At 47.5% G+C, this 9,780-nt stretch carries 11 protein-coding genes; 9 read left to right on the top strand and 2 right to left on the bottom strand.

Annotated elements, in window-relative coordinates:
* Window positions 1–253 precede the first annotated feature (253 nt).
* The 7 genes from EKM71_RS10770 (at window position 254) to EKM71_RS10740 (ending at window position 6,875) form a co-directional block, all read left to right on the top strand.
* Window positions 254–1,654 (top strand): amino acid permease, encoded by a 1,401-nt coding sequence (locus EKM71_RS10770; protein WP_404819442.1) that lies wholly within the window; start codon window positions 254–256, stop codon window positions 1,652–1,654.
* 119 nt (window positions 1,655–1,773) lie between these two features.
* Window positions 1,774–2,622, top strand: coding sequence for an aldo/keto reductase (locus tag EKM71_RS10765; RefSeq protein WP_125574579.1), 849 nt, complete (start codon window positions 1,774–1,776; stop codon window positions 2,620–2,622).
* 12 nt (window positions 2,623–2,634) lie between these two features.
* Window positions 2,635–3,243, top strand: coding sequence for a metallophosphoesterase (locus EKM71_RS10760; RefSeq protein WP_125574578.1), 609 nt, complete (start codon window positions 2,635–2,637; stop codon window positions 3,241–3,243).
* 59 nt (window positions 3,244–3,302) lie between these two features.
* Complete coding sequence (locus EKM71_RS10755; protein ID WP_125574577.1) at window positions 3,303–4,700, top strand: bifunctional metallophosphatase/5'-nucleotidase; 1,398 nt, start codon at window positions 3,303–3,305, stop codon at window positions 4,698–4,700.
* Window positions 4,697–5,446, top strand: coding sequence for a YutD family protein (locus tag EKM71_RS10750; RefSeq protein WP_125574576.1), 750 nt, complete (start codon window positions 4,697–4,699; stop codon window positions 5,444–5,446). The genes EKM71_RS10755 and EKM71_RS10750 overlap by 4 nt, the downstream gene beginning before the upstream one ends.
* Window positions 5,447–5,458: 12 nt before the next feature.
* Window positions 5,459–6,253, top strand: coding sequence for a TIGR01457 family HAD-type hydrolase (locus EKM71_RS10745; RefSeq protein WP_125574575.1), 795 nt, complete (start codon window positions 5,459–5,461; stop codon window positions 6,251–6,253).
* Window positions 6,246–6,875 carry a TIGR01906 family membrane protein gene (locus EKM71_RS10740; RefSeq protein WP_125574574.1) on the top strand — a complete coding sequence of 210 codons (630 nt, stop codon included), beginning with the start codon at window positions 6,246–6,248 and terminating at the stop codon, window positions 6,873–6,875. The genes EKM71_RS10745 and EKM71_RS10740 overlap by 8 nt, the downstream gene beginning before the upstream one ends.
* Window positions 6,876–6,922: 47 nt before the next feature.
* On the opposite strand, the gene EKM71_RS10735 is transcribed toward EKM71_RS10740, so the two are convergent.
* The gene (locus EKM71_RS10735; RefSeq protein WP_125574573.1) at window positions 6,923–7,585 is read right to left on the bottom strand and encodes a VTT domain-containing protein; all 663 of its coding nucleotides are present in this window, start codon (window positions 7,583–7,585) and stop codon (window positions 6,923–6,925) included.
* 104 nt (window positions 7,586–7,689) lie between these two features.
* On the bottom strand, window positions 7,690–8,199 hold the full coding sequence (locus EKM71_RS10730) for a phosphatidylglycerophosphatase A family protein (RefSeq protein ID WP_125574572.1): 510 nt from the start codon (window positions 8,197–8,199) through the stop codon (window positions 7,690–7,692).
* Between the two features lie 123 nt (window positions 8,200–8,322).
* On the opposite strand from EKM71_RS10730, the gene EKM71_RS10725 reads away from it, so the two are divergent.
* Window positions 8,323–8,910, top strand: coding sequence for a peptidylprolyl isomerase (locus EKM71_RS10725; RefSeq protein WP_125574571.1), 588 nt, complete (start codon window positions 8,323–8,325; stop codon window positions 8,908–8,910).
* A gap of 41 nt (window positions 8,911–8,951) precedes the next feature.
* The gene (locus tag EKM71_RS10720; protein ID WP_125574570.1) at window positions 8,952–9,341 is read left to right on the top strand and encodes a CvfD/Ygs/GSP13 family RNA-binding post-transcriptional regulator; all 390 of its coding nucleotides are present in this window, start codon (window positions 8,952–8,954) and stop codon (window positions 9,339–9,341) included.
* The last annotated feature ends 439 nt before the right edge of the window (window positions 9,342–9,780 follow it).

Raw genomic sequence — 9,780 nt, 5'->3', positions numbered from 1 at the left:
ATTGAGTACTATATTTGGTCATAAGAAAAGCCCCACAATCGTTAGATTTATCTGTCTAACAATTGTAGGGCACTTCAAGATGGGGTGTTCTTTTTTTATTCAATAGTTGAGCAAATTTCACCTTTTATTTTTGAAAGTGAGTAAAAGTGCATGGCCGCGGGGCTGAGAGAAAATTCGGTTACTGCCCTAACCAGTGCATCCAGTAGCATTACTACTGGGGGTGTGTATAATATTATTCAACAAAGGGGAGGATATGATGAAAGACAGTCAACTTAACAATGAGCAAGAGTTCTCTCGCGGATTGCAGAGCCGGCACGTTCAACTGATTGCGCTGGGGGGCACGATTGGAACGGGACTGTTTCTGGGAGCTGGTCAATCGATTCATTTGGCGGGGCCCGCAATTATTCTTGCGTACCTCATTACAGGAATTATGTGTTTCCTATTGATGCGTGCTCTTGGGGAACTTTTGCTCTCCGATCTCAATGTGCACTCTTATATTGATTTTATTCAACGCTACTTAGGTGACAATCTCAGCTTCGTTGCAGGCTGGACCTACTGGGTTTGTTGGATCACGATTGCCATGGCTGAAGTGACTGCCGCTGGGCAATACATGGAATTTTGGTTTCCGCAATTACCACAGTGGGTGACTGGAATTGTGATGTTGGGAATTCTCTTAGCGCTCAATTCTGTCACAGTCGGTGCCTTCGGCGAGACCGAGTTCTGGTTTGCAATTGTGAAGATTGTCGCGATTGTTGCGTTAATTTTGGCCGGAGCTTACATGGTAGCCGTTCACTTTCCGACACCCGCTGGACATGCGAGCGTCACAAACCTTACGCAAGGCGGGTTCTTTGCCCATGGTGCTAAGGGGTTCTTTTTATCCTTCCAAATGGTTCTTTTCAGTTTCGTTGGTATCGAGATGGTGGGGATGACCGCGTCTGAGACGGCTAACCCACGGAAAGTAATTCCCAAGGCGATTAATGAAATTCCTATGCGAATCATTCTTTTCTATTTGGGCTCACTGTTGGCCATTATGTGTATCTATCCTTGGCAGGCGGTTTCGCCAACCAGCAGTCCCTTTGTACAGGTTTTTAAGAACGTAGGAATCAAGTCGGCGGCAGCCGTGATTAACTTTGTTGTCTTGACCGCAGCCGCTTCAGCCTGCAATAGCTCACTATTCACGACGGGTAGAATGCTCTTTTCACTGACCTATCAAGGTAAGGGGCGGTTTGCTCGACGGATGGGAACACTGTCTAAACAACAAGTTCCCGTTCACGCCTTACGTTTCTCAACACTAGTGATTGCCATTTCCGTTTTCCTTAACCTTATTATGCCGGGACATGTCTTTTCCTTCATCGCTAGTGTGGCGACGACGTGTTTCCTGTTTATCTGGGGGTTGATCGTGGTGGCCCACTTAAAGTACAAGAAGCAACTAAGGTTAACCGAGCAGGCGGGACATGGGTTTACCATGCCATTCTTTCCACTGAGTGACTACTTGATTCTGGCCTTCTTGGCCATGGTCGGCGTCGTCTTGTTATTCCGCACAGATACCTTGATCGCCCTGGCTGGGTCAATTCTCTGGCTAGTTGCCTTGAGTTGGGGCAAACGGGTTCATGATCGACATCAGACAGACACGGTTGGTGAATCGGAAGACTAATTTCAGTGATGAAAAAGTCAACTTCTAGACAGAAGTTGACTTTTTTAGATCCTCATATCCGGCGAATCAGAGAGTGAAGTGCTACGATAGGAGTAATTGAAAATACTGGAGGAATTGTGATGAAGGAAGTTACGTTTGGTGGAACCACGGTTCCTGCAATTGGTATCGGCACTTGGCATATGGGTGATCAGCCCGATCACCGCGACACAGAGATTGCTGCAATTCAAGCCGGAATTCAGGCTGGTGCTCGGGTGGTTGATACAGCAGAAATGTATGGATCCGGGCGCTCCGAAGATTTAGTAGGGGAAGCCTTGATGCCATTTAAGCGGGAGAATCTTTTCTTAATCTCTAAGGTTTTACCAGAGAATGCCTCGCATGATCGGATGCAGGCAAGCCTGAAAGCTAGTTTGAAGCGACTGCGGACTGACTATCTTGATCTTTATTTGTATCACTGGCGTGGTCATGTTCCGTTAGCAGAAACCATTACGGAACTCCAACGTCTTCAAGAAACTGGCCTCATTCGTCGGTGGGGTGTTTCTAACTTTGATAGCGCTGACCTGCAGGAACTCTGGGCATTGCCGGAAGGTTCTAAGGTTGCGGCCAATGAAGATCTCTATCATCTTGGAAGCCGGGGTGTCGAGTATGCCGTATTGCCTTGGCAACAGGTTCACGACGTGCCGTTCATCGCCTATTCACCCATCGCTCAAGGAGATACGCATGGCCATCAATTGGCAAGCAATCCTGTTGTGAAAAAGATCGCGGCGGCCCATCAGGTTGGCATTTATGAGATTCTGTTAGCTTGGGTCATCAGTCACGACCAGGTATTAGCTATCCCACAAACGAGTTCGGTTGACCACATGCGAGCCAATATTGCCTCGACTCAGCTAACGTTGCGTGCAGACGAGCTCACGGCGTTAGACCATCAGTTCCCGAAACCAACGACGGCGACACCATTAGATATTTTATAAGGAGACTTCAATTTGCAATATTTTACATCAGATACTCATTTCTTTCATGCAGATCTGCTGGGAATGAATGATTTTGCTCCTCGTCCATTCGACTCGGTGGCGGAGATGAATCAAACCATCATCGATAATTGGAATGCACGGGTGACTCCTACGGACACCGTTTACCATCTGGGAGATATTGCCCTGTACTTTACGAAGCCGGCCGTGAAATCGGATGAGGCAGTGGCTGACGTTTTATCACAACTTAATGGGCATCTTGAACTTATTAAGGGGAACCATGATAGTCGGGCGCTCTTTAAATACCTAGCTGCCCATAATCCGATCGATCATGGGCAATCCAAGTATCAGTTTCACGACGTGGGCGCTCTAATCAAATACGACCATCGGCAATATTACATGACGCATTACCCAATGATGTTGGGAATCGTTAACCAGATTATTAATTTGCACGGCCATATTCATCATTACGCGGTACCCGTTAAAGAAAATATTAACGTTGGTGTCGACACGCCTGAACAGCGTTATCTAGCTGAAAAGGTTCCATTTGGGACGCCATTTTCCACCTCGGAAATTGAAGAGATGGTCACGGGAAAGGCTCAGGAATTCCGGGAGAAGCAATAGCGCTTGACCGAGCCCTCTGGATGCCGTACGATTAAACTCAGTGTTAAAGGAGTGTCAGCATGGAACACATTACGTTATTACACACGAATGATCTCCATTCGCATTTTGAAAATTGGCCGCGGATACGCCGCTATTTGTTAGCCATCAAGAAACAGGAGCTGGCCGCTGGACATGCCGTCTATACCTTTGATTTAGGGGACAATGTCGACCGGGCTCATCCGGTGACAGAAGCCACTTTGGGGCAACGTAATGTGACTCTGATGAACCAGATTGGGTATGATGCCGTGACCATTGGGAATAACGAAGGGCTGACACTCAATCACAAACAATTAAACCATCTCTATGACTATGCTAATTTTCCAGTTGTGTTGGGGAACTTGTTAACGACTGAAACACAGCGGAAGCCGGACTGGGTCCAAGACCATCGGCTATTGGTCACGCCAGCTGGGACTCGGATTTTAGTGCTGGGACTTACGGCACCCTATCAGCTGACCTATCCCTTATTGGGGTGGACGGTGGTACAAGCCGACCAAGCGTTGACTAAGCTCCTAGCAACCTATGCTGGTCAATATGACCTCTGTGTCTTGTTATCACACCTGGGGATTAACGTTGATCGTCAACTGGCCAAGCGTTTTCCTCAGTTGACTGTGATTATCGGGAGTCATACACATCATTTATTGGTTCATGGTGAGCAAGTAGGACAGAGCCTACTCGCAGCAGCTGGGAAGTTTGGCCGGTACGTCGGGCGGATCGAACTTGATGTGGGTCCTGACCATCAACTACTGAAGGGAACCGCTGGTGTGGTGACTACCGCTGACTTATCAGTACAGTCGGCAGACGCAGACGAGATTTCCCAGCTGGAACAGGTAGGACACGACATTTTGCGCGAACAACGGGTGGCGAAAATTCCGGCGACTATGGAAGCCGATCCGTATGGTCATTCGCGGATCGTTCAAGAGGGACTTCACGCCATTGCTGAGTATGCGGGAACCCAGGCAGCTATTTTAAATTCAGGGCTGTTTCTAGCTGATTTGCCACGCGGTGTGGTCACACAAGACCAACTCCACACGATCCTGCCTCACAGCATGCATGTCATGCGTGTGACCCTCAGCGGCTATGATCTCTGGCGTTTGATTCAGGAAGCGGAACAAGCTCGTCTCTTTCTGCGACATTTTCCACAGCGCGGGATGGGTTTTCGCGGCAAGGTATTTGGCGAGCTCAATTATCTAGGAATTGCCTATGACCAACAGACGCACCAGGTCACCTGGCGAGGTGAGCCCGTTTCGCCAATTCGTCGGTATACGCTAGCAGTCGTGGATCACTACTTATTTGTGCCGTTTTTCCCAACCATTTCAATTGTGGGGAAAAATGAGCTCTTTTATCATGATTTATTGCGGGAAGTGTTTGCTCAGTATCTCGAGCGACATTATCCCTTGAACACAGACCGGAAAGGATGAAGACGTTGGATCGTAAGGAATTGGAGGCACTCGTTGCCGAGCAACGCGAAAGTCGAGAACCAGTTGCCGAAGTAGTACGGGGGGATGAAACCCACCTGACGATCAACGGCCACCCGTATGAGCTGGTCGCAAACGTTCGGGAAGGTTTCGACTTCTCGGAGTTTTCTCGACGATTTAGTACTATTTTGAGTAAATTTGATTATATTGTGGGTGACTGGGGTTTCGAACAGTTACGCCTGAAGGGGTTTTATGCAGAAGACCGGGCCGGTGCCAAACAGAACCAGATTGACGCCGTACAAGACTACTTATATGAATCTTGTAACTTTGGGTGTGCTTACTTCATCTTGCATAACCTAGATGTCAAGGCCGCACCAAAGCCACGTCGCAGTCGTTCACGGCGTCGCAACCGTAATGGATCGAGTCAGACTAAACGGTCACAGGGGGAAAAGACGCCACAACAGTCAGCAAAGATTTCGCAGAAGACCGCGGCTGCCAAGCCAGCTACGACTAATCATCATAATAAGGGGAACGATGGGGCACAAAAGCCCAAGGCAACGAATGGGTCCAACAACGGGTCTCGTCGCCGTCGATCGCGGCATTCGCGGCATCGTAATACCGCCCATCCATATACTGAAGAGCACCGTCAGACCACCAAGCCGGTAGAAAAGACCGCTAAAACAGTGACTGTTGCCACTGGGGGTCAAGGTCGGCGACATTTTACCATTCGGCAGAAAAAAGAAGAGTAGGGAGAGTTCGCGTTGAAAGACTACCAGGCTTATTTAATTGATTTGGACGGGACCGTGTATGCGGGTACCAAGCGTTATCCGGCTGCCAAGCGGTTCATCGAACGGCTTCAGGCGGCCCAAATCCCTTTTAAGTTTGTCACGAACAACACGACGCAGTTACCACAAGCTGTCGTCAATAATTTGGACACTAATCATGATATTCACGTGACCCCGGAGAACGTCTATACGGCGGGACTGGCAACGGCAGACTATCTCGACCAGCTTGCCGGGAAGACAGCGACACGTACGGTCTATGTAGTGGGTGAGATCGGATTGAAGCAAGCCTTAGCCGCAAAGGGGTTCACAGTAGATGAAGAACACCCAACCTACGTTGTCGTAGGATTGGATAGCGATGTTACGTACGAAAAATTTGCTAAGGCAGTACTGGCTGTTCGGAGTGGATCGACTTTTATTGGAACCAATTCGGATTCCAATATTCCCAAGGCACGGGGGTTGATGCCTGGTGCCGGGGCGTTGGTTGATCTGGTTCGGTATGCGACACAGCAACAGCCGATCATGATTGGAAAGCCCGAACCCATTATTTTACAGAATTCCCTGCGTCAGTTAGGGGTTTCATCGGACCAGGCGCTCATGATTGGGGATAACTACCATACGGATATTCTCGCCGGCATTCGTGCTCACGTAGACACGTTGCTTGTCTATACGGGTGTCTCGACGCCAGAACAAGTGGCGACAGAGGCAGTGCCGCCGACCTATACAGTGCCATCCCTGGATCATTGGGATTTCGAGGTGGGGTCACGTGGCTAGATGGCAACGGACGGTCGGATTAACGGCAGTCTTTTTAGCCTTGGTTACCCTGAGCACCCTGTTGACGATTAATGCCGTTTGGCTGTATCGCTTGGACATCGGTTGGCTTCATATTAGTCAAACGGTGGGGATGAGTGCGTCACGATTGATGCATAACTACGGTCAGATGTTGGCGTACCTTGAGTTTCCCTGGGTCACAGATTTAAATATGAGCGATTTCCCCACATCATTTACGGGAATGGTTCACTTTCACGATGTGAAGACGTTATTTCTTGTTAATAATTTGGTTTTCATGGTGACGGTCGCACCGGCCTGGTTTTATTTGCATCAATTGCGACTTGAGGCGGCTGAGTGGCGGCTATTACGACCCGTCACTGTGGCTGCCGTGGTACCATTGGTTTTAGCGGCCTGTATGGCGGTTAATTTCCAGGGATTCTTCGTGGTCTTTCACGAGGTACTTTTTCGTAATAATGATTGGTTGTTTGACCCGGACCTCGATCCGGTGATTACGGCCTTGCCGGATATATTCTTTCTACACTGCTTTGTCTTGGCTTTTTTGCTCTTTGAAGCAGGGTTGGGTTGGCTTTATTGGCGAGGACGCCAGGCAATTAAAGACGCATAAGAAAAGCGCAATCGATTTTAGTCGATTGCGCTTTTTTAATTAAGTGATTAATCTTCCTCTGGTGTCCGAGGTGTTGGCTTTTTCCGACCCTTAATCCAACCAACGACGGCTGGAATCAAGGAAATAACGATGATTCCGAGAACAACCGCAGAGAAGTGTGCTTTGACGAAAGGAATGTTACCGAAGAAGTAACCCCCACCGCAACAGATCAAAACCCAAGTAATCGCAGCACTTACATTATATTGAAGGAAGCGGCGATAAGGGAACTGGGAACCAGCAGCCGTGAAGGGCACGAAGGTCCGAATGATTGGCATGAACCGGCCTAGGAAGATCGCCAGTGGCCCATGTTTTCTAAAGAATTTCTCGGACTGAGCTAATTTATCCTTATTGATGAGTCGGCCAAACCAGGAGTGACTAGATAGTGCCGCACCAGCGCGTTGTCCTAAGAAAAAGTTGAGTGAATCCCCACCGATGGCGGCAAGGAGAAATAGACCAGCGAACAGCCAGACATTGAGACCATAACTAGGATTGGCTGCTAGGGCTGCCGCGGCGAACAGTAGAGAATCGCCGGGTAAGAATGGTAGGATGACGGCACCCGTCTCTACAAAGACAACTGCAAATAGGATGAAATAAGTCCATCCTCCAAAGGTATTGACGATATTGACTAAGTGGGCATCGATGTGCAGAACAAAGTCGATTAAATAGGCCATGTGGTAAGTCTCCCTCTCCGAATAAGTAATGTAGCCATATTATAAGAGATTTCAGCTGATAAAGCAGAGAAACTGAGGAAACTTAACGGAATCATGAGGATTTCTTAGTGGAACGGGGTGTCCTGCTCCCCGATGTCGTCGTGAGCGAGCCGTGCCGCAGCCGCGGCGGCAATCGCCCCAACCAGGTCATCGAGAAAAGTGTGGATAATACCAGGTTCATGTGCATTTAACTTGGCTAGAATGCCTGGTTTGGTCCGATCAATATAGCCGTAGTTGGTGAATCCAATGGATCCATAAATGTCAACAATTGAGAGTGCCATGGTCTCGTCGACGCCGTAGAGGCCCTCGTCACGTTCGACAATAGTTTGAAGGGGTTCTAAGAGGGCGTGCTTCTCAGCAGAAATGTCGAGTTGAATGCCGGTGATCACGGCATTTTGAACCTCACGTTTGCTAAGGACAGTTTGAACGCTGTCGAGAGCCAGGTCAGCGTCTAGGTCTTTAATGTAGTCTTTCTGGAGAAAAATGACGAGTTGAGCGATGTCGGGGAGAGTAACACCCCGTTGATTGAGTAAAGCGATGGTCCGTTGTTTTAGGGCAGTCGTTGGTTTGGCCATGAATGAAGACTCCTTTGAATTATTTTGTGTATCCAGTATAGCACCAGAGTCATTGTTTGCATTTTTAAGCGTTGGCGGTGATAATAGACGTTTAGATAGTGTTAAAAGATATGGAGGATAATTATGACAAAGTTTCCACAAATTGACTTGGCTAACGCCCAGGGCCCCAAGGTAAGTATTGAAACATCTATGGGAACAATTCAGCTGCAGCTCTTCCCCGAGCAAGCACCAAAGACGGTTGAAAACTTTGTAACCCATGCGAAGGCCGGTTATTATGATGGCTTGACGTTCCATCGCGTTATTCCTAACTTCATGATTCAAGGTGGCGATCCAACTGGTACCGGTATGGGTGGCGAAAGTATCTGGGGACAACCCTTTGAAGATGAATTCTCGCCTGAGTTGTACAACTTGCGTGGTGCCTTGTCTATGGCCAACGCTGGTCCTAATACCAATGGTAGCCAGTTCTTCATTGTTTCAGACACGGATATGACAGAGCAGATGCAAAGCCAGATGCGTGATGCCGGATTCCCTGATGAAATTGTCACAGCTTATAAAGATGGTGGGACGCCTTGGTTGGATTTCCGTCATACGGTCTTTGGTCAGGTGACTGAGGGAATGGCTATTGTTGATACTATTTCTAAAGTGAAGACGGATGCTAGTGACCAGCCGGCTGTACCAGTTACGATGGACAAGGTAACAGTTATTGAATAGGGAATTGTAATCAGATGGACTAAGTTTAATGAGGTGAGACGATGGCATTTCAGATCGGCCAGAAGGTCACAGGACGAGTCACAGGCATTCAACCTTATGGCGCGTTCGTCAGTTTGGGCGGACACCGTCAAGGCTTGATTCATATTTCCGAATGTCATTGTGGGTACGTCAAAGATATTCACGACTATTTAAAGGTTAATGAAGAAGTTAACGTGGTCATTCTTGACATTGATGAGTACACTGGCAAAATTAGCCTGTCATTACGATGTTTAGAACATGTTGACTTAAGGACAGAGCCGGATGAACATCAACACCGGCATTATTGGACCAATCATCGAATAAACATAGGGTTTGAACCAATTGATGAGCGGCTAGCGGGTTGGAAGGCTGAGGCCTTAAACAATTTAAATCAAGAGAAGACGCTCTCTTAGAGGAACGTCTTTTTTTCTGAAAAAATGCTTGACCTGGTTGGGGATGATTGGTAAGATATTACCTGTTGCTGTTTGCGATACAAATGCATAAAAATTTAATGGCTGAATAGCCATACAAATTTAAAACAATGCTTGACGTGTTAAACAGTGACTGATACAATGGTTTATGTTGTCTGTCGCAGTTGAATTGCTTGATTAAATGTTTTATGTAATTGTATATATATACAATTAGTTGAAAAAGTTGTTGACAGTGATTTCTCAACATGCTATACTTTAAAAGTTGTCACGGCGGTACGTTAACCGAGACATGGTAGACCTTTGAAAACTGAACATTGTTTCGACAAACCAAATATGTGTAGGGTGGTTTGATACTTGGTATCAAACCCAAACAATATTTGCGAAGTCAATTCGCTTTTATAACAAAAGTAACAACAATCGA

This window comes from Levilactobacillus huananensis, assembly GCF_003946145.1.
GTDB lineage: Bacteria > Bacillota > Bacilli > Lactobacillales > Lactobacillaceae > Levilactobacillus > Levilactobacillus huananensis.
This window is presented reverse-complemented; position numbering and strand designations above follow the sequence as displayed.